24 protein-coding genes are annotated in these 24,992 nt (G+C 68.5%); 5 read left to right on the plus strand and 19 right to left on the minus strand.

Annotated features, from left to right (window positions below; translation table 11 throughout):
- Nucleotides 1–95: 95 nt before the first annotated feature.
- From A7W11_RS11440 to A7W11_RS11455, 4 genes are all read right to left on the minus strand, one after another.
- The gene (locus A7W11_RS11440) at nucleotides 96–1,106 is read right to left on the minus strand and encodes a FecR family protein (RefSeq protein ID WP_066411954.1); all 1,011 of its coding nucleotides are present in this window, start codon (nucleotides 1,104–1,106) and stop codon (nucleotides 96–98) included.
- Nucleotides 1,093–1,599: a sigma-70 family RNA polymerase sigma factor gene (locus tag A7W11_RS11445; protein WP_066411959.1), complete on the minus strand. Its 507-nt coding sequence runs from the start codon at nucleotides 1,597–1,599 to the stop codon at nucleotides 1,093–1,095. The genes A7W11_RS11440 and A7W11_RS11445 overlap by 14 nt, the downstream gene beginning before the upstream one ends.
- 202 nt (nucleotides 1,600–1,801) lie before the next feature.
- Nucleotides 1,802–3,406 (minus strand): gamma-glutamyltransferase family protein, encoded by a 1,605-nt coding sequence (locus A7W11_RS11450; RefSeq protein ID WP_066411965.1) that lies wholly within the window; start codon nucleotides 3,404–3,406, stop codon nucleotides 1,802–1,804.
- A gap of 64 nt (nucleotides 3,407–3,470) precedes the next feature.
- Nucleotides 3,471–4,529: a Bug family tripartite tricarboxylate transporter substrate binding protein gene (locus tag A7W11_RS11455; RefSeq protein ID WP_066411975.1), complete on the minus strand. Its 1,059-nt coding sequence runs from the start codon at nucleotides 4,527–4,529 to the stop codon at nucleotides 3,471–3,473.
- A gap of 155 nt (nucleotides 4,530–4,684) precedes the next feature.
- Between A7W11_RS11455 and A7W11_RS11460 the strand changes: the two genes are divergently transcribed.
- Together A7W11_RS11460 and hutG are read left to right on the plus strand one after the other, a co-directional pair.
- Nucleotides 4,685–5,626, plus strand: coding sequence for a LysR family transcriptional regulator (locus A7W11_RS11460; RefSeq protein ID WP_066411977.1), 942 nt, complete (start codon nucleotides 4,685–4,687; stop codon nucleotides 5,624–5,626).
- Nucleotides 5,627–5,660: 34 nt separating this feature from the next.
- Nucleotides 5,661–6,452, plus strand: a complete 792-nt coding sequence (gene hutG, locus A7W11_RS11465; RefSeq protein ID WP_066411979.1) for an N-formylglutamate deformylase — start codon at nucleotides 5,661–5,663, stop codon at nucleotides 6,450–6,452.
- A 108-nt stretch (nucleotides 6,453–6,560) separates the two neighbouring features.
- Here hutG and A7W11_RS11470 read toward each other — a convergent pair whose 3' ends face one another.
- The 4 genes from A7W11_RS11470 to A7W11_RS11485 all read right to left on the minus strand — a co-directional run bounded on the left by A7W11_RS11470 (nucleotide 6,561) and on the right by A7W11_RS11485 (nucleotide 9,693).
- Complete coding sequence (locus tag A7W11_RS11470) at nucleotides 6,561–6,938, minus strand: YXWGXW repeat-containing protein (RefSeq protein ID WP_066411982.1); 378 nt, start codon at nucleotides 6,936–6,938, stop codon at nucleotides 6,561–6,563.
- A gap of 182 nt (nucleotides 6,939–7,120) precedes the next feature.
- Nucleotides 7,121–7,663 carry a hypothetical protein gene (locus A7W11_RS11475; protein WP_066413939.1) on the minus strand — a complete coding sequence of 181 codons (543 nt, stop codon included), beginning with the start codon at nucleotides 7,661–7,663 and terminating at the stop codon, nucleotides 7,121–7,123.
- A gap of 56 nt (nucleotides 7,664–7,719) precedes the next feature.
- On the minus strand, nucleotides 7,720–9,237 hold the full coding sequence (locus A7W11_RS11480; protein WP_066411984.1) for a tripartite tricarboxylate transporter permease: 1,518 nt from the start codon (nucleotides 9,235–9,237) through the stop codon (nucleotides 7,720–7,722).
- Between the two features lie 3 nt (nucleotides 9,238–9,240).
- Nucleotides 9,241–9,693, minus strand: coding sequence for a tripartite tricarboxylate transporter TctB family protein (locus A7W11_RS11485; protein ID WP_235816850.1), 453 nt, complete (start codon nucleotides 9,691–9,693; stop codon nucleotides 9,241–9,243).
- A 397-nt stretch (nucleotides 9,694–10,090) separates the two neighbouring features.
- Here A7W11_RS11485 and A7W11_RS11490 point away from each other — a divergent pair, with 397 nt between their 5' ends.
- The 3 genes from A7W11_RS11490 to A7W11_RS11500 all read left to right on the plus strand — a co-directional run bounded on the left by A7W11_RS11490 (nucleotide 10,091) and on the right by A7W11_RS11500 (nucleotide 13,379).
- Entirely contained in the window at nucleotides 10,091–11,524 is a 1,434-nt protein-coding gene (locus tag A7W11_RS11490) for an ATP-binding protein (protein WP_235816851.1), read from the plus strand.
- Nucleotides 11,521–12,849 (plus strand): sigma-54-dependent transcriptional regulator, encoded by a 1,329-nt coding sequence (locus A7W11_RS11495; protein WP_066411991.1) that lies wholly within the window; start codon nucleotides 11,521–11,523, stop codon nucleotides 12,847–12,849. The genes A7W11_RS11490 and A7W11_RS11495 overlap by 4 nt, the downstream gene beginning before the upstream one ends.
- A 191-nt stretch (nucleotides 12,850–13,040) precedes the next feature.
- Nucleotides 13,041–13,379: a hypothetical protein gene (locus A7W11_RS11500; protein ID WP_066411994.1), complete on the plus strand. Its 339-nt coding sequence runs from the start codon at nucleotides 13,041–13,043 to the stop codon at nucleotides 13,377–13,379.
- Between the two features lie 97 nt (nucleotides 13,380–13,476).
- Here A7W11_RS11500 and A7W11_RS11505 read toward each other — a convergent pair whose 3' ends face one another.
- From A7W11_RS11505 to A7W11_RS11555, 11 genes are all read right to left on the minus strand, one after another.
- The gene (locus A7W11_RS11505) at nucleotides 13,477–14,124 is read right to left on the minus strand and encodes a DUF2894 domain-containing protein (protein ID WP_066411998.1); all 648 of its coding nucleotides are present in this window, start codon (nucleotides 14,122–14,124) and stop codon (nucleotides 13,477–13,479) included.
- On the minus strand, nucleotides 14,121–14,801 hold the full coding sequence (locus tag A7W11_RS11510) for an OmpA family protein (protein WP_066412001.1): 681 nt from the start codon (nucleotides 14,799–14,801) through the stop codon (nucleotides 14,121–14,123). The genes A7W11_RS11505 and A7W11_RS11510 overlap by 4 nt, the downstream gene beginning before the upstream one ends.
- The gene (locus A7W11_RS11515) at nucleotides 14,798–17,740 is read right to left on the minus strand and encodes a DUF802 domain-containing protein (RefSeq protein WP_066412004.1); all 2,943 of its coding nucleotides are present in this window, start codon (nucleotides 17,738–17,740) and stop codon (nucleotides 14,798–14,800) included. The genes A7W11_RS11510 and A7W11_RS11515 overlap by 4 nt, the downstream gene beginning before the upstream one ends.
- Nucleotides 17,741–17,750: 10 nt before the next feature.
- On the minus strand, nucleotides 17,751–18,521 hold the full coding sequence (locus tag A7W11_RS11520) for a DUF3348 domain-containing protein (protein WP_066412007.1): 771 nt from the start codon (nucleotides 18,519–18,521) through the stop codon (nucleotides 17,751–17,753).
- Nucleotides 18,522–18,637: 116 nt separating this feature from the next.
- Nucleotides 18,638–19,363, minus strand: coding sequence for an anti-sigma factor (locus A7W11_RS11525; protein WP_066412010.1), 726 nt, complete (start codon nucleotides 19,361–19,363; stop codon nucleotides 18,638–18,640).
- Nucleotides 19,360–19,929 (minus strand): sigma-70 family RNA polymerase sigma factor, encoded by a 570-nt coding sequence (locus A7W11_RS11530; RefSeq protein WP_066412012.1) that lies wholly within the window; start codon nucleotides 19,927–19,929, stop codon nucleotides 19,360–19,362. The genes A7W11_RS11525 and A7W11_RS11530 overlap by 4 nt, the downstream gene beginning before the upstream one ends.
- A gap of 123 nt (nucleotides 19,930–20,052) precedes the next feature.
- Nucleotides 20,053–20,604, minus strand: a complete 552-nt coding sequence (locus A7W11_RS11535; RefSeq protein WP_066412021.1) for a DUF3455 domain-containing protein — start codon at nucleotides 20,602–20,604, stop codon at nucleotides 20,053–20,055.
- Nucleotides 20,605–20,751: 147 nt separating this feature from the next.
- Entirely contained in the window at nucleotides 20,752–21,759 is a 1,008-nt protein-coding gene (locus tag A7W11_RS11540; protein ID WP_066412023.1) for a D-2-hydroxyacid dehydrogenase, read from the minus strand.
- Nucleotides 21,756–22,904 (minus strand): mandelate racemase/muconate lactonizing enzyme family protein, encoded by a 1,149-nt coding sequence (locus tag A7W11_RS11545; protein ID WP_066412025.1) that lies wholly within the window; start codon nucleotides 22,902–22,904, stop codon nucleotides 21,756–21,758. Before A7W11_RS11545 ends, A7W11_RS11540 begins: the two co-directional genes overlap by 4 nt.
- Before the next feature lie 49 nt (nucleotides 22,905–22,953).
- Complete coding sequence (locus A7W11_RS11550; RefSeq protein WP_066412037.1) at nucleotides 22,954–23,928, minus strand: Bug family tripartite tricarboxylate transporter substrate binding protein; 975 nt, start codon at nucleotides 23,926–23,928, stop codon at nucleotides 22,954–22,956.
- A 125-nt stretch (nucleotides 23,929–24,053) separates the two neighbouring features.
- On the minus strand, nucleotides 24,054–24,983 hold the full coding sequence (locus A7W11_RS11555) for a LysR family transcriptional regulator (RefSeq protein WP_066412047.1): 930 nt from the start codon (nucleotides 24,981–24,983) through the stop codon (nucleotides 24,054–24,056).
- Nucleotides 24,984–24,992: the final 9 nt, after the last annotated feature.

A 24,992-nucleotide genomic window follows, 5' to 3' on the forward strand; every position in this document is an offset into this window, starting at 1 on the left:
CCTATCCATGTAGACGCATACCCCCCCATTCCACCGGAATGGGAATCGCTATTATTTTGTAACTACGTCTTGTAACAGAACGGCCTGGGTGAAACTCAACGTGATGCGACGGTGATGCGTCCATCGGCCAAGTGCTGTACGCGTACCGGCGCGATTGCGGGAAGCGCGTCGATCATCGCGCCGGGGTCATCCACGTTGAAGACGCCAGAAATGCGGTACGGACCCAGGTCCGACGTGGCGAGGTTGGCCGGTTGAGGCAGGTAGCGATTCATTTCGCGGATGACGGCCGACAGCGGCATGTCATTGAAAATGACTTTTCCGACCCGCCAGGCCACGACGTTGTCCACGTTGACCCGCGCCGTATCGCTGAGCGAACCGTCGGACTGCGCAACCGCTTGCTGACCGGCAACCAGCCGTCGTCTACGCGATTGCGGCCAGTTACCGAGACTGAGCTGGGCCTCGCCGGATGCCACGCTGACCTGCAGTCCTTGCGCATCACGGCGCGCGTTAAAGCGCGTACCGGTTGCCGTGATAAACCCGAAGTCACCATTGACGATGAAAGGACGGGCGGCATCACGGATCACGTCGAAAAAGACTTCACCGCCCCGTAGGGTGACTCGCCGTTCGTATGCGTCAAAGCACACGGTAAGCCGGGTGTCGGAGTTCAGGTGGAGCATCGACCCGTCCGCCAGGCTGATCTGCCTGCGTTCGCCCTTGTTCGTCACGAAGTCGATGGCGTCGACAGTGGGTCTGAACAAGCGTTCCGGGCCGGCCAGGCTAGCTACGAGGGACAGCGCACAGCCGGCCGCGAGCCCCAGGCCCATGCGCCGACGCGCGGGTACAGGACCGGCAGAGCGGCTGGGGCGATCCTGCGCCAATGCCCGCAACCGTGCCTCGGGAATGGCCGCCGAGGAGCGCCAGAGGTAGACCAGCCGACGATACTCGCGCTCGTGGCTGGGATCGGCGTTGAGCCAGGCGTCGAATGCGTGATGGTCGGCCTCCGTCACCTCGCCGGATTGCATACGTGCGAACCATTCGGATGCGTCGCGTGGAGGGTGCGCAGCGTTGGCTGCCTGGGAAGAGGGGCCGCTGTCAATGGGGGGCATGATCGCGCATCCGCTCGTTGATGTGCCGTATCGAACGCGTCATGTACTTCTCTACCATGCTGCGGGAAAGCCCCATCGAGTGGGCGATCTCGGTGTGCGTAAGCCCTTCCAGACGGCACATGATGTAGACCTGCCGGCATTTGAGCGGTAGTTCCGCAAGGGCCGCCTCGAGTGAGTCGACCAACTGCCGAAAGCGGATGCCGTCGTCAGCCGGCACGGCGGCCGGATGCTCGACTTCGTCCATGTCGTCCAGCGAAGAGAACTCCAGTGCGGTGGCATGGCGATGCCAGCTCACCAGGCGGTTGGACATGCCGCGAGACATGTAGGCACGTGGGTCGTGGATCGCACCGACGCCACCTTCCAGCATGCCCACCACCGTGTCCTGCATGGCATCTTCGGCTTCCGGGCGAACGCGCCCGCCACGCCGCCACTTTGTCAATAATTCCGCGTAATGGAACAGCCAGTCTTTCCTGGGCTTGGCGGCGGGCGGCATGATCGAAGCAGGGCAACAAATAAGAATCAGAGAAGCGTCACATTCTAGTACTAATTCTTATTCTCGCTATGATGAGGCGGCATACCGGGGCGTATTGAGTCGAAATTGCAACACTGATGCAATGTTCAGCGATGCATCCCGTCCTTGCTGTGATAGGGCCCCACCGCGAGAGTCGAACGTTCGCGGTGAGCCGCCAAGTCCATCAATACCCGGCCGGATACCCATCCTTGCGATGGTCCGACGCCGCCAGATAGCCGCCTTGCTCCAGCTTCATGGCCAGCTGGGCGCTGCCGAATTCCAGGTTGAAGCGTTCGGACACCTCCACGTCATGGCCGGCGGCGCGCAGGAATTCCACGGTCTCGGCCGGGCAGTTCCATTCGACGGCCACGCCGACGTTGTCGTCCTTCACGCGCCAGCGCGGGGCATCGCTGGCGGCCTGGGGGTTCTGGCCGAAGTCGGCCAGGCGGCTGACCATCTGCACGTGGCCCTGCGCCTGCATCGAGCCGCCCATCACGCCGAAGCTCATCAACGGCTGGCCCTGCTTCATCAGGAAGCCGGGGATGATGGTGTGGAACGGACGTTTGCCCGGCGCGACCACGTTGGGATGGCCCGCGCGGGTGGCGAAGCCCCAGCCGCGGTTGTGCAGCGCGATGCCGGTATCGGGCACGACCACGCCCGAGCCGAAGCCCTTGAAGTTGGACTGGATGAACGAGACCATCGTGCCCTGCTGGTCGGCGGCGGTCAGGTAGACCGTGCCGCCGTCGTGCGGGTTGCCCGGCTTGGGGGCGCCCGCGCGGCGCGGGTCAATCAGTTTGGCGCGTTGCGCCAGGTAGGCCGGATCCAGCAGGTCGGCGCTGGACAGCCGCATGTGGTCGGGATCGCCGACGTGCTCGTACAGGTCGGCGAAGGCCAGGCGCATGGCCTCGATCTGCAGGTGCATCGTCGCGCCCGTGTCGGCGCCCGTGGCGGCCAGGTCGAAGTTGTCCAGCATGCCCAGCGCCATCAGCGCGCCGATGCCCTGGCCGTTGGGGCCGATCTCGAACAGTTCGACATCGCGGTAGCGCACGCCGATGGGCTCGACCCAGTCGGCGCGGTGCGCGGCCATGTCGGCCTCGGTGATGTCGCCGCCCGTGTTGCGGGCATGCCGGGCGATGGCCGCGGCCAGTTCGCCCTGGTAGAAACTGTCGCCCTTGCTGCGCGCGATGCTTTCCAGCGTGGCGGCCTGGCCGGGGCAGCGAAAGCGCTCGCCGGGCCGCGGCGCGCGGCCGCCGGGCATGAAGGCCCCGGCGTAGCCGGGCTGGCCGGACAGCTTGTCCACCTGCTTGTCCCACTGGCGATGCACGGTGGGCGAGACCAGGTAGCCGTCGCGCGCGTAGCGCAGGGCGGGCTCGAACAGGTCTTCGAAGGGCAGCGAGCCGAAGCGTTCCCAGATGGCGCGCCAGCCCGACACGGCGCCGGGCACGGTGACGCTGCCCCAGCCGATCGGATCCATGCCGTCCAGATGCGCGAAGCGCGAGGTTTCCCAACTGGCGGGCGCGCGGCCCGAGGCGTTCAGGCCGTGCAGCTTGCCCTCGTGCCACACGATGGCGAACATGTCGCCGCCGATGCCGTTCATGCAGGGTTCGACGACCGTCAGGGCGATGGCGGTGGCCAGCGCGGCGTCGATGGCGTTGCCGCCACGGGCGTACATCTGCAGGCCGGCGGCGCTGGCCAGCGGCTGCGAGGTGCTGACCACATTGTCGGCCAGCACGGGCTGGCGTTGCGAGGGATAGGGCAGTTGCCAGAAGGGCGTGTCGGAAAAGGGCATGGCGGAGGTATCCACGGAAACGCCCGGCGCGGACCGGGCCGTTGAAACGCAAAAGAGGGTTCGATTACTTGCCGGCGGTGACGTTCAAGGCGCGCACCTTGGTCAGCCAGAACGCCTGCTGGTCCAGGATGAATCCGGGCAGGGCATCCGCAGCGATCTCGCTGGCCTGGAAGCCCTGGGCCTCGATGGCCCGGCGGAAGTCCGCGTTGGCCTTGGTGGCTTCCAGGGCGCGGCGCAAGACGGCGATGCGGTCGGGCGGCGTGCCGCGCGGCGCCATCAGCGCGAACAGGTTCTCGGCGTCCAGGCCCTGCACGCCCAGTTCCTTCAGCGTGGGCACTTCGGGCATGGCGGGCAGGCGCTTCTGCGAGGCCACGCCCAGCACCAGCAGGCGGCCGGCCTGCTTGTGCGGCAGCGTGCTGGCCACGCTGTCGAACATGAAGGCCGACGAGCCTTCGATCACTTCGGGAATGGCCTGGCTGCTGCCCTTGTAGGGAATCTGCAGCGCGTCCACGCCGGCCTGCTCCTTGAAGATCTCGCCTTCCAGGTTGGACAGCGTGCCCGCGCCCATCGAGGCGTAGTTGTACTTGCCCGGCGCCTGTTTCAGGTACTGCACCAGGCCGGCATAGTCCGGGATGCCCAGCTTGGTGGGCGTGACCAGGATGTGCGGCGCGCTGGCGATGGCGCCGACCGCGTCGAAATCGCCGTCCAGCGAGACCTGCGCCTTGCCGTTGATGGCCTCGTTGATCGAGTTGGACATGACCGACGAGATGTACAGCGTGTAGCCGTCGGGCTCGGCGCGCGCGCCCGCCTGCATGCCGATCAGGCCGCCAGCGCCCGGCCGGTTGACGATGACCACCGACTGGCCGAGCGTCTGGTTCAGTTCCTTGCCCAGTTCGCGAGCCAGCACGTCGGTGGCGCCGCCCGGCGGGAAGGACAGGATGATCTGGACGGCGCGGTCGGGAAAGCCCGCGGCGGGCGATCCCGCGGCGGGCGCTCCCGCAGCTTGCGCCAGGGTGGCGCCCGCCGAGAAGGCCAGGACGAGGGCCGCGCGCGCGAAGCGTCCGGCAAGGACGCGCAGGCCCGGACGCTCCGAGGCACGCCGGCGGTAAGCCGTGATGGACATGTGTGTTACCCCTTGTGTGATCGATGAGGCGGCGCCCGGCGAAGTCGTGTTGTGCTTGCCTTCAGCGTCCGTCTTGAAGGATTCTATGTATTGCCATTTCTGCAAGCAATAACAATAATTCGCACGCAGATTGCCTTTTTTGGAATTGGTCGGCCATGCTCAGCACCGCGCATCGCTATTTCCTGCAAGTCGTCCGGCACGGCAGCATCAAGAACGCGGCCGTGTCGCTGCACGTGGCGCCGTCGGCGGTCAGCCGGCAGGTCGCCAAGCTGGAGCAGCAATGCGGGGCGGACCTGTTCGAGCGCCGGCCGCAGGGCATGGTGCTGACGGCCGCCGGCGAACTGCTGGCCAGCCATGCCCGCCGCATGGCCATCGACACCGAGCAGGCCCTGCGCGAGATCCGCAACCTGCACCGCGCCGAGATGACCCTCATCCGCATCGGCTCGAACGAGGCGGTGGCGCGCAACCTGCTGCCGGCCATCATTGGCGGTTTCCGCCAGGACTGCCCCGAGGCCGAGTTCCAGGTGCACGTGGCCTCGCCCGGCGTGGTGGCGCAGAAGGTGCGCGACGGCGGGTTGGACGTGGGGCTGGCTTTCAGCCTGCATCCGGGCGGCGCGCAGGTGCGCCACGAGATCGCCTCGCCGCTGCGCGCCATCATGGCGCCGCATCATCCCCTGGCGGTGCTGGCGTCGATCACCATCGGCGACCTGCGCCCGCATCCCGTCGGGCTGACCGACTCGGGTTTCACGGCGCGCCTGCTGTTCGACCACTTCGCGGAGCAGGGCGAGGGCCAGCACATCCGGCTGACGTACTCCAGCAATTCGTCGTCGGTGATCCGCGCGCTGGTCGAGGCGGGCGATGCCGTCACGCTGGCGGGCGAATTGCCGCTGGCCGATGCGCTGGAGGCGGGCACGCTGGTGGCGCGGCCGATGGCGCTGCCGGCGTTCGAGGCGCGCTATCTGCAGGTGCTGGCGGGCGCGGGACTGCCCGACACCACCGAGCGATTCGTGCAGCGCCTGGTTCGCGAACTGGACGCGGCGGCGGCATGCGTGCGCGTACCGCCCCCGCCGTGCGCCATCGCCGCCAGGCGAGGATAATGACGGGCTGACGTCGCTTCATCAGCAGAACTCCATGACCGATACCTTCCATTTCGAAGCGGGCAACGCGCCGCTTCTCATCTCGATCCCCCACCTGGGCAGCCTGATTCCCGAGGCGCAGCAGCCGGCGATGACCGATCTGGCGCTGCGTTCGGGCGACACCGACTGGCATCTGGACCGCCTGTATGCCTTCGCGCGTTCGATGGGGGCGTCCTTCCTGTGGGCGCGCTATTCGCGCTACGTGGTGGACCTGAACCGGCCGCCCAACGATGAAAGCCTGTATCCGGGCCAGGCCAAGACGGGCCTGTGTCCCACGCATACCTTCGATGGCCAGCCGCTGTATCGCGATGGCCGCGAGGCCATCGACGTGCAGGAGCGCGATGCGCGCCGCGCTGCCTATTGGCTGCCTTATCACGCGCAACTGCGCGCCGAGATCGACCGCCTGCGCGCGGCGCACGGCAAGGTGCTGCTATGGGAGGCGCACTCCATCGCCAGCGTGATTCCGCGCCTGTTCGACGGCAAGCTGCCCGACCTGAACATCGGCACGTCGGCGGGCGCGAGCTGCGCGCCCGCGATGGAAGCGGCCATCCGCGCCGAGTTGGAAGCGTGCCAGGACTACACCTGGGCGATCAACGGCCGCTTCAAGGGTGGCTACATCACGCGCCACTACGGCGCGCCCGCGCAGGACGTGCACGCCATCCAGCTTGAGATGTGCCAATCGACCTATATGGAAGAGCAGCATCCGTATGGCTGGCGCGACAGCGAAGCGGGCAGGGTGACGCCCGTGGTCGAGCGCCTGGTGCGCGCGGCATTCGAGAAGATGTAGATCGGACGCGGCTGCAAGTGCGGCGGCCAGTGCAACCGCACTCGCCGTCGATCGGAATACGGACGGGGCCGCTGCATGGGGATGCCGCGGCCCCGTCCGTTTCAGCCGTCAATAGCGATGCGGGTTGTTGGGACGATGGTCGTGGCGGTTCGGCACGCCGTCGCGATCGCGGTCCCAGCCGCCACGGGCGTAGGCCCAGCGGCCGTGGTCTTCATGCCAGACCGGCGCACGGTAGACGTAGCCGGGGCGTGCCTTCAGCCAGACGCCCTGCGTCCAGACGTGGCGGTTGCGATGCCATTCCCAGTGGCCGGGGGCCCACACGTAGCCGCGGCGCGGGGCCGGCACCACTTCGACGCGGGGCGGCGGGGGCGCCACGCCGATCGTGACGGAAACCTGTGCCTGGGCGGTCGAGGGCACGGCGAACGTACCCAGCGAGACGGCGGCGGCCGCGGCGGCGGCCATGGCGAATTTCGTGTAGCGGTTCATGTCGGGGACCTCCTGAGAATCGGCCCGTCGGCGGCTTGTCGGCGGATGCCTTGGGGCGCGATTTCATTATCTCGGCGGGAACCTGACTGCGGGGTTACGGCGGCGGTCTTTCGGATTTCAATGGATTTCGCCGCGACCGCCCGGATTTCAATTCGTTGCGCCTGTCGCCTGTCGGGCGTCCATCAGGCTCGGGCGACGTCGATCCAGAGGCGCGTCCTGACGACCTGTTGCACCAGTTCGAAGACGTGGGCGGGAACCTTGGCCGGCACCACGATCCGCTGGATGAGCGTGCCGAGATCGACACGGAGGTAAGGCAATGCCCGCTTTCTTCTGGGCCGGGCCGATGCCACGGCGCACAGCCGGACATGATGGGTCCGCGAGGCGGTCGGCGCCGTCTGCGCATGGGTGGACATGTCGAAATGCAACCGTGTGTCGTCCGGCGGCAATACCGCATCGTGCAACGCTGCCAGCGTCGAGCAGACATAGACGTCGAAGGCTTCCGTCGCGGGCAGTGTGCCCGCCGCATCGGGACAGAGCCAGTCCTGCGTCCCCAGTACCAGGCCGGTTGCCCGGGTCGGCGCGGCGGCCGGCGGATCGAGCCGAAGGCGGCTGAATTCCAGCAGTTCCATGAGTTCGAGGAAGGGCAGGCGACGCATCACGCATACGCCGGGACTGGAATTCGGCCCCGGCGCCGGGGCCGGTAGCGGGAGGGAGGGGCGTTGCATGAACGGGCTCTCGTAAAGGAAACGGGCCGCCGTTTCCACGGCGGCCCGGCGCGGCGCTATTGCGGCTGCTCCTGCATCAGCAGGCGCAGTTTGCGGCGGTTGCGCACGGTCGAGTAGATCAGCCATGCGGCCAGCGCGAAGATCGCGTAGATGAAGCCCGCGCTGATCGGCCGGTCGACGAAGATGGCCAGGTCACCGCGCGACAGCAGCAGTGCGCGGCGGAAGTTCTCCTCGACCATGGGGCCCAGCACGAAGCCCAGCAGCAAGGGGGCCGGCGAAAAGCGCAGCTTCAGGAACAGATACCCGAGCACGCCGATCACCAACACCATGCCCACGTCGAACAGCGCGTTGTTGGTGCTGTAGACCCCGACGCAGACGAAGAACAGCGCGGACGGGAACAGGTACTTGTACGGCACCTTGAGCAGCTTGGCCCACATGCCGATCAACGGCAGGTTCATCACCACCAGCAAGGCGTTGCCGATCCAGAAGCTGGCGATCAGGCCCCAGAAGATGTCGGCATGTTCGGTGACCATCTGCGGCCCGGGCTGGATGCCGTGGATGATCAGCGCGCCCAGCATCAGCGCCATGACCGAGTCGCCCGGAATGCCCAGGCTCATGGTGGGAATGAAGCTGGTCTGCGCGGCCGAGTTGTTGGCGGCTTCGGGACCCGCCACGCCTTCGATCGCGCCGTTGCCGAAGCGCTGCGGCGTCTTGGAGACGCGCTTCTCGATGGCGTACGACATGAACGACGCGATGGTCGCGCCGGTGCCCGGCAGAATGCCCAGGATCGAACCGATGGCGCTGCCGCGCGCGATCGGCGCCGCCGATTGGCGCATGTCGCCGGGTTCGGGCCGCACGGACATGCGCTTGCCGGAATCGACCGTGGTCGCCTTGCCGATGCGGTTGACGTTGGCGAAGAAGTCGGCCAGGCCGAACAGGCCCATCGCCAGCGCGACCAGTTGCACGCCGTCGCTGAGTTCGATGACGCCGAAGGCATAGCGGATGACGCCGGTGTTGACGTCGGTGCCGACCACGCCGCACAGCAGGCCCAGGAAGACCATGGCCACGCCCTTGACGGCCGAGCCCTTGGCCAGCGTCGCGCCGGCGAACAGGCCCAGCATCATCATCGAGAAATACTCGGCCGGCCCGAACTGGAACGCCACCTCGACGAGCAGCGGCGAGAACAGGATCATGATGAGGATGCCCACGCACGCGCCGATGAACGACGCCATGACCAGCATGAACAGGGCCGATCCCGACTTGCCTTGCCGCGCCAGCGGATTGCCGTCCAGGCAGGTGACGGCGTGCGACGGCGTGCCGGGCAGGTTGAGCAGGATGCAGGTGATGCCGCCGCCGTACTGGGCGCCGTAGTAGATGCCCGCCAGCATCATCAGCGCGGCGGTGGGCGTCATCGCATAGGTCAGCGGCAACAGGATCGAGATGGCGGCCAGCACGCCCATGCCGGGCAGCACGCCGATCAGGTTGCCCATGAAGACGCCGAACAGCGACCAGGCCAGGTTCTCCCACTGGAAGGCCACGGAGAAGCCATGCAATACGTTATCTAGCAATTCCATGTGTCAGCCCCAGCGGAACATCGGGAACTGCAACTGCAGCGCCCAGGAGAACACGACGGCGGCGAACAGCGTCATCGCCGCGGCCAGGATGGCCGCCGACTTCGGCGAGTTGGACGTGTCGCCCATCGCGGCGGTGAACACCAGCGCGAAGGCCGCTGGCAGGAACCCCAGGTGGTGGCCCAGCACGATGAACAGCCCGATGCCGCCCGCGATGCAGGCCATGCCACGCAGCCGCTGGCGGCGCGTGGGCTGCGGCAGATCGGCGGCATGAGTGTCCTCCAGCACTTCATCGGGGTCGGGGCTGAGCGGGACCAGCACGCCCAGGACGACCAGGAAGCAGCCGATCATCAATGGAAAGTACCCTGGCCCCATGCGGGCCAGCTCTCCGATGTTGTAGCTGTAGGCGTGCAGGATGGTCAGCGCGCCGCAGCCCGAGATCAGCAGTCCTCCCCACAAGTCGCGTTTGATTGTCGGTATTCGGTTTCGCATCGTGTTTGCCCCCTTTGGTGGAATCGATCGCCGTGCCCCGTCCGGAACGCCGGCGGGAAGAGCGGGCACTGTAAGAAGGAGGGCTTGCAATCTGCTTTCGGGGAGCGGGACGCGAAGGCCGGGTAATTACCAGGTTCGGGGGCCGTGGCGTTCAGTGGTGTTCATGAAAGTGAACATGTTCACGATGGGTCTGTTCGCAAATCCGGACATTCTTCGACGACTGCAGCGACATGCCCCCGGCGATGCAGGGCCTGGCACGGTTCTTGTGCGGGCCGCATCCGTTTTCCATCGCTTGCAAAATAATCCATGCTTGCGCAGCGCCTCGCGCGGGCATAATCGGAGGGTTTTTTCGTTGGATATTGCCGTGATCCGCCTGGGCCGCCTGCCGCTGACCGTACGTATTCCGCTGGCCGTGGCCGCCTTGTTCCTGGCCATTGCCAGTGCGCTGATCTCGCTGGCGCTGCACGGTCTGTCGCGCCAGTTCGACAAACAGATCGCGGATATGGGCCAGGTCTATCTGGATGGCCTGTCGGCCGCCGTGCTGCCTGCGGTGCGCGCGGACGATCGCGGACAGATCGCCGAAGTGCTCGAGCGCGCCCTGGATACGCATGTAGGCGTCGTCGACCGCACGCTGGCGGTTGTCGGCAACGATGGCCAGGCGCTGGGCCTCGTGGCGCGGTATCCCGAGGTCGAGTCCATTCCCTACGCCGCCACGCTGGCGGCCGCGTCCGGCGGGGCCTTGTTGAGCGAGCACGCCGACGGCGTCTGGACGTGGCGCGCGCTGGACCAGGACCATCCGGAATGGGGTACGGTCATCGCCAATCTGGACGTGGGCGATTTCCTGCGCCAACGCCGCGAACTGGCGATAGAACTCGGGTTGGTCGGCCTGGCCATCAGCCTGGCGGGCGCGGGGCTGGGCTTCGTGCTTGCGCGGCGATTGCAGCGCCCGATCATGCTGTTGACGCAGCGGCTGCGCGAGGCGCGGCGCGAGCAGCCACGGCAACTGGGGCCCGAGACGTTCGCGCACGATCCCGAAATGGCCGATCTGCTGGCCGCCTACAACTGGATGGCGCAAGGGGTGCAGGAGCGCGAGGCCCTGGCTGGCCGGCAGGCCCGCTTCGAACGCGAGGCGCTGTTGGGGCGGATGTCGGCGGCGCTGGCCCACGAGATCCGCAATCCCCTGGGCGGCATGCGCACGGCGTTGCAGACGTTGCGGCAGTTCGGCGACCGCCCGCAGGCCAGGCACGAATCGCTGGCGTTCGTCGAGCGTGGCGTGGATGCCTTGCAGGCCGTGGTGGATGCCAGCCTGCGCACCTTCCGGCCGGGCGATGGCTGGCAGCCCCTGAGCGCGGCGGACATCGAGGACGTGCGGCTGCTCGTGTCCGCGCAAGCCAGCCGCAAGGCAGTGTCCGTGCGCGTCGACAGCGCGTGGCCGCTGCAGGAGGCCGCCCCGCTGCCCGCGGCGCCCGTGCGGCAACTGTTGCTCAATCTCGTGCTGAATGCGGTGGCGGCGTCTCCGGATGGCGCTGTCGTGGGCGTGCGCGCCCATGCGGGGCTCCGCGCCTTGGCGATCCACGTATACGACCAGGGCCAGGGCTTGCCCGAGGCCGCGCAGGCCGTGTTGCGCGGCCAGGCGGGAGCCTGGAGCCAGGCGTCCACGGATCAGCGCCTGGGGCTGGGCATCGTGCGTGATCTGCTCGACGGCCTGGGCGGCGGTTTGAAACTGGGCGGCGGCGCCGGCACGGGCACGCGTATTTCGGTTTGGCTGCCGTATTGGCGGACGGAGTTGCATTCATGACGTATTCGGACGTGCTGCTGATCGAGGACGACGCCGTACTGGGCGGCGCCTTGCGCCAGCGCCTGGCGCTCGAGGACATCTCGGTCCAGTGGGTGTTGAACTGCGCCCAGGCGATCGAGCTGCTGCGCCGTACCCGTCTGCATCCCGCTTTCGTACTGGCGGACATCAGGCTGCCGGACGGTTCGGGCGAAGACCTGTATCGACGCCTGGTTCCCTACCTGTCGCGCACCACGGTCGTCTTCGCCACGGCGTACGGCGACATCGCCCAGGCGGTGCGGCTGGTGGCCGCCGGCGCGAACGATTACCTGACCAAGCCCTACGATGCCGACGCGCTGGTGGCGCGCATCCGGGTGGCGATCGGCCGGTTCGGCGATCCCGAGCGCCCAGCGGCAGTGCAGGGCAATCCTTTCGCGTCGAGCCTGCGGACTGCCGATACCGCGAATGCCATCGAGCGCCTGGCGAGCGCGGAGATGCACGTGTTGCTGGAGGGCGAGACGGGCGTTGGCAAGGATCTGGCCGCGCGCTACATGCATGCGAGGTCGCCGAGAGGCGGCGGCCCGTTTCTGGCGATCAACGGCGCCGAACTGAACGACGCGCTGGCCGAGACGCAATGGTTCGGCCACGTGAGGGGCGCGCTGGGCGCGCCGGCCGCCGCGCGCGACGGCGTATTCGCGCAGGCCGCCGGCGGCACGCTGTATCTGGACGAGGTCGGCGAGCTGCCGCCCAGGGCGCAGTCTCTGCTGCTGCGCGTGCTGGAGAGCGCGGGCTATCGTCCCGTGGGGGCGCCGGACGCGCTGCCTGTCGATTGCCGGGTGGTCGCCAGCACCAACGCGGATCTGGGCGCCGCCGTGGCGCAGGGCCGTTTTCGCGCCGACCTCTACTACCGCCTGGCGGCGGGTCGGATCATCCTGCCCGCGCTGCGTGAACGTCCCGACGACATACCGGTCCTGGCGGTCCGGTTCCTGCAGGAGCAGCGCGGCTCGGGGCGTACGCGCGCATCGGGATATACCGACGCCGCCCTGGCCGCGTTGGCCGAATATGCCTGGCCCGGCAATGTGCGCGAACTGAAGAATCGCGTGGCGCGCGCCGCTGTCATGAGCGATGCCTCGCAACTGGATGCCTCGGATCTGTTTCCCGAGCAACTTCTGCAGGACGCCGGCGCGGCGGATCTGGCCGCCGTGCGCCAGGATGCCGAATGGCGCGGCATCCAACGTGCGATCTCGGCGTCGGGCGGGCATCTCGGCCACGCGGCCAAGCGCCTGGGTATTTCCCGCACCACTTTGTGGAAGAAGATCCGCCAGGCGCGCGGAAAGCAGGAGGGTTGAGGCCGGCTCACGCGCCGGGAAAAGGCGCGGCCAGATGTTCGCAAACGTAGCGGCATCGCCGGGCTGGCGCGATGACGGCCTTCGGCGCAGCGCCACATCTTGTCACGCCGTACTGGCTATTCGGCCGGGCATGGGCCAGAATCGGGGCGAGAGCCAGTCTGGCATTGCATACGTATCGAGTGGGGAAAAACATGCGGACAATCACGAGCGTCATCCTGGGCGCCATGTGGGTCGTGGCAGGCCATGCGCAGGCGGGCACGGCGGATCAATCCCAATGGAGCGACACGCGTGCGCCGCTGTCCGGTTTGCCTTGTGCGGGCGCCGCGCAGGCCAAGGCCACGCCGATCAGCGATTCCGCGGAGCCCGGGCAGGCTCTGCATGTCTACGATGCGCTCGAGCGCCTGGTGGAAAGCGGCCAGATCATGAATCTGCGCCATACGATGACGGGTGCGGACCTGTGGCTGGCCGAGCCCGCCGGCAAGCGCTGCACGCCGGGCACCAGTTCACGCCGCGGCAAGTGCTCGTCCTGATGGCTGAATGAATCGCGCCCGCATGGCGCTGGCCATGCGGGCGCGTTGGTTTCAGGGGCATCTGCGGCGCCTTTCTTTTTCCGGGCGTGCGTGCGCGTCAACGTGCCTTGCGGCCGCCTTTCTTGTTGCCGTCCAGCTTCGCCACCAGCAGGCCCGCGGGGTCGCCTGCCTGGCACAGCCGTTCCAGGGCGGACAGACTGTCCAGATAGGTCATGAACTGGCGCAGGTACTCGGGCGACACGGCGCGCATCAGCGACAGCGAACGGTGCACGATGTTGCCGGCGTTCAGTGGGCCGGCGTTTTCTCCGGGCATCTGCTGCAGGGATTCCTGCACCTGCCTGTCGGTGCGCAGGTGTTCCCAGATGGCGCGGAAGTCGTCCAGGGCCGCCAGTTCAGGATAAGCGTCCTGCCGCGCCTGATCGGCCCGGGCGTCGGTTTGCTGGCTGTCGCGGGGGCGGCCACGTAGATAGGCCGTCAAGGTGGACAGGTTCTGGTCCTGCGGGATCGCGCCGTCTTCAAGGATGTCTGCTGCCGCGCTGGCAAGCGGGGCCTGATGCGCGTCCGCGTGCGTTTTCGCGTAGGCCGCCATCAGTGTGCCGATGCGTTCATCCAATACCTTGCGAGCCGCACCGGCATAGCCCTCGGCGCGCTGCGCCAGCACTTCGATCAGGCGAAAGCGTACCGGATCGCGGCGGTCCAGGCCGCCGTCCCGCCAGGCTTGCAGCGTGGCGTGGGGATCTGTCATGGCGTCTTCGGCGAGCCAGGCGCCGCCGCCGTCGCATCGGGCTTGCGCACCGGCGCGATTTCCACACGGCGGTTCTTCGCGCGGCCGTCGGCATCGTCGTTGGAGGCGGCGGGCTGCTGCGAGCCGAACGCGGCCGAGAAGACGGACGACGCAGGAATGCCTTCCTCGATCAGCACGCGCGTGACCGTCAGCGCGCGCTGCGCCGACAGTTCCCAGTTGTCGGCGAAGCGCCGGTTGTTGTCGTGAATGGGACGGTCGTCGGTGAAACCGCTGACCATCAGCATCTCGTGGCGGTCGCGCAGGTAGGCGGCCAGCGGGCCGGCCAGGCTGCGCAGCAGGTCGCGGCCCTCGGGTTGCAGTTGATCGGAGTTCAGTGCGAACAGCACGTTGCCGTTGATCCCGATGCGGCCGTTGACCAGCGTGACGCGGCCGGCCGCCACGGGGCCGGCCAAGGCATTTTCCAGCGCCTCGCGGCGCTGCGTTTCCGCCTGGCCCTGCCGGACGGCTTCTTCCAGTCTGGTGGAAGCGTCTTCCAGCTTGGCCGTCAGGTCCAGTTGCATGCCGACCACGCCGACCAGGATCAGCACGAAGGCGCCCAGCAACACCGACATCAGGTCGCCGAAGACGGCCCAGACGGGCGCTGTGGCGTCCGGATCGGTGTCGAACTCGTCTTTCATTGCGGGGCCGCGTCCGTCGAGGCCGCCTGGCGGGCGGCCAGTTGGCGCAGGTCTTCGATGATCTGCTTCTGCGACAGCACGCTCAGGTCCACGACTTCGCGGGCCTGGGCGACGTAGTAAGCCAGTTGCTCATCGCTGCGGGTCATGGCGCGGTCGAGCGCAGTCTCGATGCCTTGCAGGCGCGTAGTCAGCTGTTCGCTGGACTGGCCGAACACCTGGACCGCGGCGCCGAACGCCTCGCCCAGGCTGGACATCTCGACGGCGCTGCCGGTGACCTGCGCGGCCGCGTCGGCCAGCTTGCCGGTCTCGGCGCCGACCTGATCGGTCATGCGCGCGCCAGCGCGCGCCATCAGTTCGCCGGCGCTGGCGACCAGCGCCTCGACCGCCGCGCGTTGCTCGGTGCCGGCATGGGTCAGGTCGCCCAGCAGGGTGTCCAGCGTTTGCAGCAGGCGGGCGCGCTCTTGCAGCATGGAGTTGTCGCGGGCCGTGGCGTCCGCCAGGCTGCGGCGCAGTTCGTCGATGGCTTCGGCGGCGGCCTTGGGAGCCTGCGCGGCGGCTTCCACCAGGCGCGCCACTTCATCGACCGTCTCGCGGGCGTGCGCCTGGGTCTGCCCGGCCAGTTCGCGCGCGGTGTGCGTCAGCGATTCGCCCAAAGCCTGATGGCGTTGTTCGGCCTGGGCGCCCAACCGGGCCCATTCGCCGCGCAGGTCGGCGGCGACGGCGCCCAGCGTATCGGTCCAGGCTTGCAGGCGCTGCGCGTCCTGCCCGGCCAGCGTGGTCTGCAAGGCCGCGTGCGAATCGTCGACGTTGCGCAGCAGGCCGTCCAGGCGCGATTCGAAGCCGCTGGTGAAAGTTTCCAGGGTGTCGCGCAGGCCGCCAGCCAGGGTTTCGCCAGCCTGGCGCTGGCGCGCCAGGGCTGCGTCCCATTGGTGAGCCACGGCATTGGCGGCGCTGTCCAGGCGGGCGGCGATGCCGTCGACCTGTTGCTGCGCCGACTGGCCGATGGCTTCGTGCAGCGTGGCGGTCTCGCGCGCCAGGGCTTGCATGGTGGCCTCGACGGCCGGCTGGATGGCCGTGCCTGCCGCGCGCACGGTGGCGGCGGCGGTTTCCTGCACGGCCAGTTCCATGGCATGCGACAGGCGCTCGCTGGCGGCGTTGTGCGCCTGCAGGGTCTGGTCCAGCGTGTTGGCGTGGGCTTGCAGGGCCTGGTCCAACGCGTCGGTCAGGCGGTTGCCGGTGGCGGCGCTTTCCTGCAGGGATTGTTCGAGCGTGCTGGCATGGGCTTGCAAGGCCCGTCCCAGGGCTTCGGCCACGCGGTCGCCCGCCGCGGCGCTGGCTTGCAGTGCCTCGTCCAGCGTGGCGCGGTGCGATTGCAGCGTCTGTTCGACGGTGCCCGCGTGCGCGCCGAGCGCCTGCTCCAGGGTCTTGGCCAGTTGCCCGCCGGTGGCGGCATTGCCTTGCAGGGCCTGGTCCAGTGTCCGGGTGTGGGCTTGCAAGGTCTGGCCCACCGTGTCCGCGTGGGCCTTCAGGGCGCTGTCCAGCATCTCGGTCAGGCGGTCGCCGGTGGCGGCATTTTTCTGCAGCGAGGCGTCCAGCGTTTCGGTGTGCGCCAGCAGCGTGCGGTCCACGGTGGCGGCGTGCGATTTCAGGGCTTCATTCAGCACCTCGGCCAGGCGGTCGCCGGTGGCGGCGTGCTTCTGCAGCGAAGCGTCCAGCGTTTCGGTGTGCGCCAGCAGCGTGCGGTCCACGGTGGCCACGTGCGCCTTCAGCGCTTCGTCCAGCACCTGCGTCAGCCGATCACCCGTGGCGGCGTTGTCCCGCAGCGATTGTTCGATCGCACGGGCGTGCGCCTGCATGCTCTGGTCCATGCCGGCGGCCAGGCGGTTGCCGGCGGCCACGTTGTCCTGCAGGGCCTGGTCCATGGTCTGGGCCAGGCGATCGCCGGCCGCGACGTTGTCCTGCAGCGCCTTCTCCAGCGACTGCGCCAGGCGGTCGCCAGCGGCGGCGTTGTCGTGCAGGGTCTTGTCCATGGACTGCATCAGGCGCTCGCTGGCGGCGCTGTTCTGTTGCATGGCGCGGTCCAGCGCCTGCACCAGCTCGCCGCCCGAGGCGGTGTGGCTTTGCAGCACCTGCTCCACGGCCTTGACCAGCCGGTCGTGCGCGGCATCGGCGCGGGCCTGGGCGCTGTCCTGGCTGGCCGCGATGCGGTCCTGCAGGGCGCGGTTCTGCTGCGCCATGTCGGCGGCCAGGGCTTGCAGGCGTTCCAGCATGGCTGGCACGGCGTCGGCCTGGCGTTCCAGCAGGGTGACGACCTGTTCACGTTGATGCGCCGGGGTATGGATGCGCAGGCTGGTGGCGATGCGTGCGTCCAGCGCCCGAGCGGCCTGTGCGCGTTCGCGGCGGCACAGCGCGGCCAGCAGGCCCAGCATGGCCGAAGTGGCCACGCCGGTCACCGAGGTGCCGAAGGCGAAGCCCAGGCCCTGCACCGGCGCGGCCAGCGAGGCGCGCATGGCTTGCAGGTCGGTGGCGGTCTGCAGCGCGGCGCCCGTGCCGCGCAGGGTGACGACCATGCCCAGGAAGGTGCCCAGCATGCCCAGCAGCACCAGCAGGCCCACCAGATAAGGGGTTAGCGCGGGCGCGGGCAGGCCGGCGCGGATGCCCTGCACGCGCAGGCGTACGGCGTTGCGCAGGCTGGCGGGCAACTGGTCGAGCCAGGCGTCCAGCGCACCTTCGGGCGGATGGGCGGACACGGCCTGCGCCAGCGAGCGGGTGGCCACGTGGTAATGGCGCAGCTCCAGCGCGCCAGCCAGGTAGAACAGGCCGATGAGCAAGGTGATGGCCAGGGCCAGCGGGTTGGTGCCGACGTAGCCGGCGGCGGTCCAGCCCAGCACGGCCAGGCCGGCCAGGAAAACGACGGTGGGGACGAAGTAGCGGGTCATTGCGTTCTGTTCAGCGGCTTTGCAGGGCGGCCAGCACCCCTTCCACCGGTTGTAGGCGAACATCCAGTTCGGCGAGCAATACCTGTTGCATGTGCGTGCGAAACGTTTCCAGCCAGGCGGGCGGCACGGTGGCGGCCGATGCGGCTTGCGCGTCGGCGCCGGCCTGCGCGGCCTGGCGCAGTTGATCGAAATGCTTTTCCAGCAGCCTCGGCACGGAGGTCAGCAGCACGCGCTCGCGCGCGCCCAGTGAGCGCTCCATGACGGCATCCACCAGGGCCAGCCCGGCGAAGTCCGGCATCCGGGCATCCGGCGTGCGGGCCTCCGATGCGCGGGCGGCCAGCATGCCGCGCAGGCGGCTGCGCAGATTGCCGATGCCCGTTTCCATCGTCTGCTGCAGCGCCAGGTAGCGCTGGCGGTAGACGGCGTACTCGGGTTCGGCATCGGCGGCCGGGGCCGACATGGCCACGGGGGGCGGACGCTTCGTGCCGGAAGGCTTGGCCGGGGCGAATACGCCGTCGTGGACGATGGCGTTGGTCAGGTCCGCGCGTAGCCGCGCGACGTCGCGCGCGGGATCGTCGTCTTCGCGGGCCGTGGCTTTCACGACCGGACGGCCTTCGCCCAGGACGGCGGACAGCGCAACCGCGTCGGTCCAGGTCAGCCATTGGCCGAGCTGGTCAGACAGGGGTTGTCCGGATTCTGGGACGTGGGTCGCGGTCAGGCGTGCCAGCAAGCGTATGAACGCCGGGCCGCCGGACCCTGCGCGCCTGGCGGTCTGCTCCATGCCGTGAGGGTCAAAAGCCCAGCAGTTTACACAAAGGCAGGCAGGGAAACGGAGGTGGCCTCGCTTTGGCGGGCATGGGTTGGTAACAGGTGGTAGCAGACTGCCCGCCGGCCCGCTTACATCACCCGGACGGCGCGCCCGATGAACTGGATGGGCCCCGTGGGCCTGCCGACCGGCGAGCCGGTGGCGGGTTCGAGCGTCAGTTCGAACAACTGGTTCGGCACCAGGGGCGGCAGCTTGTCCAGCGGGATCTCCACGGCCTGGCCCGGTTGCACCAGCCCCAGCGACACCGGCGCCTGCCAGTCGTCCGCCTTGGTCCAGAACTCCAGGGCCCGGCCCTGGGGAACCGTGGTCATGCCCAGCGGCACCAGCTTGACGGCGTCGTGGCCGGCGGCCTGCACCATCCAGCCCGGGGCCTGCGTCTGCGATTGCGGGGCCACCAGCACCACCACGTAGCGCGGCGGCATCAGCGGCTTGCGCACGTAGAGGACGACCGAGAACAGTACCGCGAAGGCCACGCCGGCCGAGACCAGGCCGCGCCAGAAATTGAAATCGCCCCAGGCGGGCCGCAGGTTGCGGCGGATGCGGAAGGCGGGTTTCGCACTGCGGCCGCCGATGCTGCCCGAGATGCGCTTCCACAGCTTGTCCGAGGGCGTGACCGGTTCGGCCAGTTCCGCCAGCGGGGCCAGGCGCGCTTCCCACCAGGCGACGGCCGCGCGCAGTTGCGCGTCATGCTCCAGGGCCGCTTCCACGTACTCGCGTTCGTCCTCGGGCAGCGTGCCCAGCACGTATTCGCTGGCCAGCGCGTCGTGTGCGTCGTCGAATTCCAGGGGGGCGCTCATGACAGGCACTCCCGCAGGGACTTCAGGCTGCGCGTGATCCAGGCCTTGACGGTGCCCAGCGGCGTGTTCACCAACTGGGCGATTTCGGTGTGGGTCAGGCCCTCGACATAGGCATGCACGATGCAGCGGCGCCGTTCGGCGGGAAGTTGGTCCAGGCAGGCGGACAGGCGGTGGGCGTCGTCGCTCCAGTGCGCGAAGGCGCCGCGTTGCCGCCATTCCTGCAGGGCGGCTTCCGCGTCCAGGCGTTCGACGGTGTCTTCGTCCAGCGTGTAGGCGCGGCCGTAGTCGCGCACGGTGTTCAAGGCCTGGTTGCGGGTGATGCTGTAGATCCAGCCGCGCGCGGAGCCGCGCGACGCATCGAAGCGGCCGGCGTGGTTCCAGATGTTGACGAAGGCGTCGTGCACGATGTCCTCGGCCAGCGCGGTGTTGCCCGCGATGCGGCGCGCCACGCCCAGCAGCCGCGCGCCTTCCTGACGATACAGCGCATGCAGCGCGTCGCGCTGCTGGCGCGCGCAGGCCTGCACGGCGGCTTCATAGTCGAACGCTTCGTCTGGAGAGGGCGGCATGCAGGGCGAAGAGGGCGTCTGGGCGCGCCGCGGTGCACGGCGCACACTTGAGGGCTGCCCATCTTACAGGAGAACGTCAGGCGGCTGGCCCGCGAGGCCGCCGCCCGTGATCCGCCCTGCCGCTCAGTTGGCCTTCCAGAAGATGTAGTCGGCCTGGTATTTCACGACGGTGCGCTGGCCCATCGAGGCGCTGGTGCAAGCCGGCGACATCGGCGCCACGCCACCCTTGAGCGCGACGCGCTGGATGTAGGTCACGCCGGTCATCGCGCCGCTGCCCATGGCGGGATTGGCCTTGACCAGCTGATAGGGCAGGTTGCCCGCGCCGGCCGGCGCCACCGCGACCTGCGTGCCGGTGATCTTGGAGCCGTCCATGGCTTCCCAGGTGGCGGGCGGGCCGTAGTACTTGCCGACCTGCTTGCCCATGCGGTCTTCCAGCACCGCGTCCGGTCCGGCGAAGGTCCATTCGGGTTGCCCGGCCTTGTTGGCCTTGCATTCGTACGTGACATCGCCGCGGCCCACGGTTTCCCAGGCGACGCGGTTGCCGGACGGCACCTTCACTTCCGCGGGCAGGCGGGATTGATCGTAAGCCATGGGGGACATGGCGCCGCAGGCGCTCAACAGGCCGATCGTGGCGACGGCGGCGGTCCGGGCGAGGGTGGCATGCGTGAAAGTCATGGAAAGTCTCCTGCATCTGAAGGAAGGGGGATGACGGCGTTTGCGTGGCCCGTCATAGGGACTACACGCCAGCCCCGCATCCGGATGCAGGAAAGAAAAAATATTTTTGCGGGCAGGCGAAACCGCCTGCCCGAGCGTGCGCCTGCGTCAGCCCGCCGTTGTGCACATACGCAGTTCGGTCTCCAGTTCGCGCACGAAGGCATCCACGACGCGTTCCTCGTGTCCTCGCGAGGCCGCGCTGTTGTGCGGGCTGACCCACACTTGCGGCATGCCCCACAGCGGCGAGGCTTGCGGCAGCGGCTCTTCGACGAAGGTGTCGAGATAGGCGCCCGCCAGCCGGCCGTTTGCCAGCGCGTCGGCCAGCGCGGGTTCGTCGATCAGTTCGCCGCGCGCGATGTTGGCGATGCGCGCATGGGCGGGCAGCAGCGCCAGGCGGCGGGCGTCGATCATGCCGGCGCTGTCGGGTGTCAGCGGCAGCGCCAGCACCAGCCAGTCGCACTGCGGCAGGGCCTGGTCCAGCTGGTCCAGCGGCAGCACCGCCGCGTAGGCGGGATCGGGTTCGGGACGGCGGCGCACGCCGGTGACGTGCAGGCCCAGCGCCGTCAGCAGGCGCGCGATCTCGCCGCCGATGGCGCCCGTGCCGACCAGCAGCACGCGCAGCGACTCCAGTTCGCGCGGACGGGCGTCGCCGCTCAGGGGCGACCATTCGCGCCGCGCCTGCGCGGCCAGCCAGTGATCGAAGCCGCGCGACTGCGCCAGGATGGCGGCCACGGCGGTCTGGGCGATCGGCTTGGCGGAGACCCCGGTGGAACTGGTGACGCGCACGCCGCGCGCCAGCGACGCCGCGTATTGCGGCAGGTCGCGGCCCGACGAGAACACGTGCAGCCAGCGCAGGTTGGGCGCGGCATCAGCCACCTGGAAGAAGGCGTTGGACAGCGGCCCCGGCTTGCGCAGCGAACTGCCCGCGTACAGCTCGCGCGAGAAGAACGCCGCATGCAGGTCGGGCAGCGCCTGCGCCGCGCGCGACAGCGGATGGCGCTGCAAGCGCACCCCCGCCGATTGCGCCAGCGCGTCCAGGCGCGGGCCGTGCTGCTGGTCTACGGAATCGGAAAGCAGCAGGCCCAGCGCGGGCCCGCGGGTGCGTGTATCGGTCATTGAATGGTTTGCCAGATGTCCTGAGCGCCAGGGTAGACCACACCATACTCCTTCAGCGCGGCGGGGTCGAAGTTGAAGCCCAGGCCGGGTTCCTTGGGCAGCAGCAACTGGCCCTCGCGCGCCTGCAACTGGCGGTCGATCAGGCGGCGGAAATTGACGATGTGGTCGTCCGGCATCCATTCGACGTAGGTGGCGTTGGGCGTGCTGGCCACCAGGTGCACGTGCACGTCGTGCCAGGCATGCGGCGCCACGGTGATGCCGTGGCTGTCGGCCGTGGCGCAGATGCGGCGGAATTCGGTGATGCCGCCGCACACGGTGGCGTCGGTCTGCAGCAGCGTGGTCGCGCCGCGCGTGATCAATTCCTGGAAACGCCAGCGGCCGGCCTCGATCTCGCCGGTGGCCACGGTGACGGGCGTGGCGCGCGCCAGCCGCGCGTGGTTCTCGATGTCGTCCGGCGAGAACGGTTCCTCGATCCAGAAGGGATGGTAGGGCTCGAAGGCGCGCAGGTATTCCAGCGCGGTGGGCAGGTCGCGCCAGGCGTTGTTGGCGTCCAGCATCAGGCGGACGTCCTCGCCGATGGCTTCGCGCACGGCGGCGATGCGTTTGCGTTCGTTGGCCACGCTTTCCAGGCCGACCTTCATCTTTACGGCGCGAAAGCCCTCGGCGACGTGTCCGGCCATCTCGGCGGCCAGCTTGTCGGGCGTCTTGCCTGGCAGGTAATAGCCGCCGCTGGCGTAGGCGGGCACGCGGTCGTGCGCCACCGCGCCCAGGTACTGGTACAGCGGCAGGCCCACGCGGCGGGCGTTCACGTCCCATAGCGCGGTGTCCAGCGCCGACAGCGCACGCACCACGCCGCCGGCGCGGCCCAGCAGCAGCGCCTCCTGGTACAGCTCGCTCCACAGGCCTTCCACGCGCAGCGAGTCTTGCCCGATCAGGCGCGGCGCCAGCAGGTCGGTCACGGCCACCGCCAGCAGGCGGCCCGCGCTGTTGACGGCGTAGCAATAGCCCAGGCCTTCATGGCCATCGCGGGTGCGCACGCGCACCAGGCAGTATTCGCGCGCCTTCACCTGGCGGGTGGCGAAGGTGACGGGGTTCGACAGGGGCACGCGGGCAATGCAGACGGAGACGGATTCGATGAGGGACATGGTCGGGTCGCTTCTGGTGAGTATTCGAAGAGGGTCGTTCGAGGAGGGCTCAGTCGAGCTTGATGTTGGCCTGCTTGATCACGCCGGACCATTTGGTCTGCTCGCGGTCGATCAATTGCTGGAACTGCGCGGGCGATTCGTTCAAGGGCGTCAGGCCCAGGTCGGTCAGCTTGGCCTGCATCTCGGGTGTCTTCACCACGCGGGCGATTTCCTTGTGCAGGAAGTCCACCACCTTGGGCGGCGTGCCGGCGGGCGCGATGATGCCGAACCACACGTCGGCCTCGTAGCCGGGAATGCCGGACTCGGCCAGCGTGGGCACGTCGGGCAGTTGCGGCAGGCGCTGGGGGGACGTCACGCCCAGCGCCTTCAGCTTGTTCTGCTTCACGAAGGGCATGCTCTGCGTGGGCGTGGCGAAGATCAGCGGGATCTGGCCGGCCAGCAGGTCGCTCTGCGCGGGCGCGCCGCCCTTGTAGGGAATGGGATTGAGCTTGATGCCCGCCATCTGGTCCATCATTTCCATGGCGATGTGCTGCGTCGAGCCCTGGCCCGGCGTGCCGAAGTCGATGGCGTCCTTCTGCGACTTCGCCTTGGCGATCAGCGCCTTCACGTCATTGGGCGGGAAGGCGGGGTTGGCCACCAGCAGGAAGGGCGTGTTGGCGATCAGCGAGACCGGCGCGAAGTCCTTCAGCTCGTAGTTCAGCTTGGGATAGAGCAGCGTGTTGGTGACGTGCGAGGAAATCACCAGCATCAGCGTGTAGCCGTCGGGCGTGGCGCGCTTGAGTTCGTTGGTGGCGATGGTGCTGTTGGCGCCGGGCTTGTTCTCCACGATCATGGGCTGCGGCCACGACTTGGACAGTTCGGCGGCCACCAGGCGGGCCACGGTGTCGTTCGAGCCGCCGGGGGCCATGCCCACCATCAGGCGGACGGGGCGGTCGGGAAAGGCGTCGGCTGCGGATGCGATGGATGTCGCGCCCAGCGCGGCGGCCAGGCAGGCGCCGGCAAGGGCGCGAGCAATGCGTTGCATGGTGGTGTCTCCTCGGAAGCGTCGATGTTTGTGTGTGCTTCTGAGGGGAATCCTAGCGCCGTGCTCTCAGTCGATAGATGGATAATTTTGATGAATTCAGTTGGTAATTAACTGAATTGGATTTGTCACCGGGCCCGCTTGCCTGCCGGGGGCGGCGCCATGGCTTGTACCGCCGGCGGCAGGTGTTCGCGCATCAGTCCGATGAACGCCTGCGCGGCCAGCGAGTCGGCCGCGTCGCGGCGCCGCGCCAGGCAGATGTCGCGTTCGTTGATGGGCAGTGTCAGCGGCACGGCGCGCAGGCCCGCGATGCGGAACTGGTACAGCGCCAGCGTGGGGGCGATGGTCACGCCCAGGCCGGCCGCCACGAAGCCCGCCGCGGTCGACAGGCTGTTGACCTGATGCCCGCGCCGCCACTGGCGGGGATACACGGCCGCGTCCAGGTGTTGGCGGATGCTGCTGTTGCGCTCGAAGCCGATGATGGGCAGGTCGATCACGTCCCGCACTTCCAGGTGCCGGCGCCGGGCCAGCGGGTGGCCGTCGGCGCAGATCAGGTAGAAGGTGTCGCGCGCCAGCACCTCGATGTCCAGGTCCACGCTGGGCGAGGCGGCGGCGCACAGCGCGAAATCCACCTTGCGGTCGCGCACCATGTCCAGGCACACCGTGCTGGCCACGTCTTCCACGTGGACCGCGATGCCGGGATAGGCGGCGGAGTAACGCGCGATCAGGCCGGGCAGGATGCCGGCCGAGATCGAGGGCAGGGCCGCCAGCGCCACCTTGCCCTTGCGCCGCTCGACGTGGTCGCGCATCTCGGCCAGCGCCCGTTCGGTCTCGGGCAGCAGGTGCGCCACGATCTCCTGGAAGGCCTGGCCCTCGGCGGTGAGCTCGACGTTGCGCGTATTGCGCGAGAACAGCTTCACGCCCAGGTCGCTTTCCAGGTTGGCGATCAGGGCGCTGAAGGCGCTTTGCGTCAGGCAGCAGTGCTCGGCCGCGCGGGTGAAGCTGCGCAGGCTGGCCAGGGCCGTGAAGGCCCGCATGTGGCGCACGGATAGATTCATGGCGTCTCC

Origin of the sequence: Bordetella ansorpii (genome assembly GCF_900078315.1) — a bacterium.
Lineage (GTDB): Bacteria > Pseudomonadota > Gammaproteobacteria > Burkholderiales > Burkholderiaceae_B > Bordetella > Bordetella ansorpii.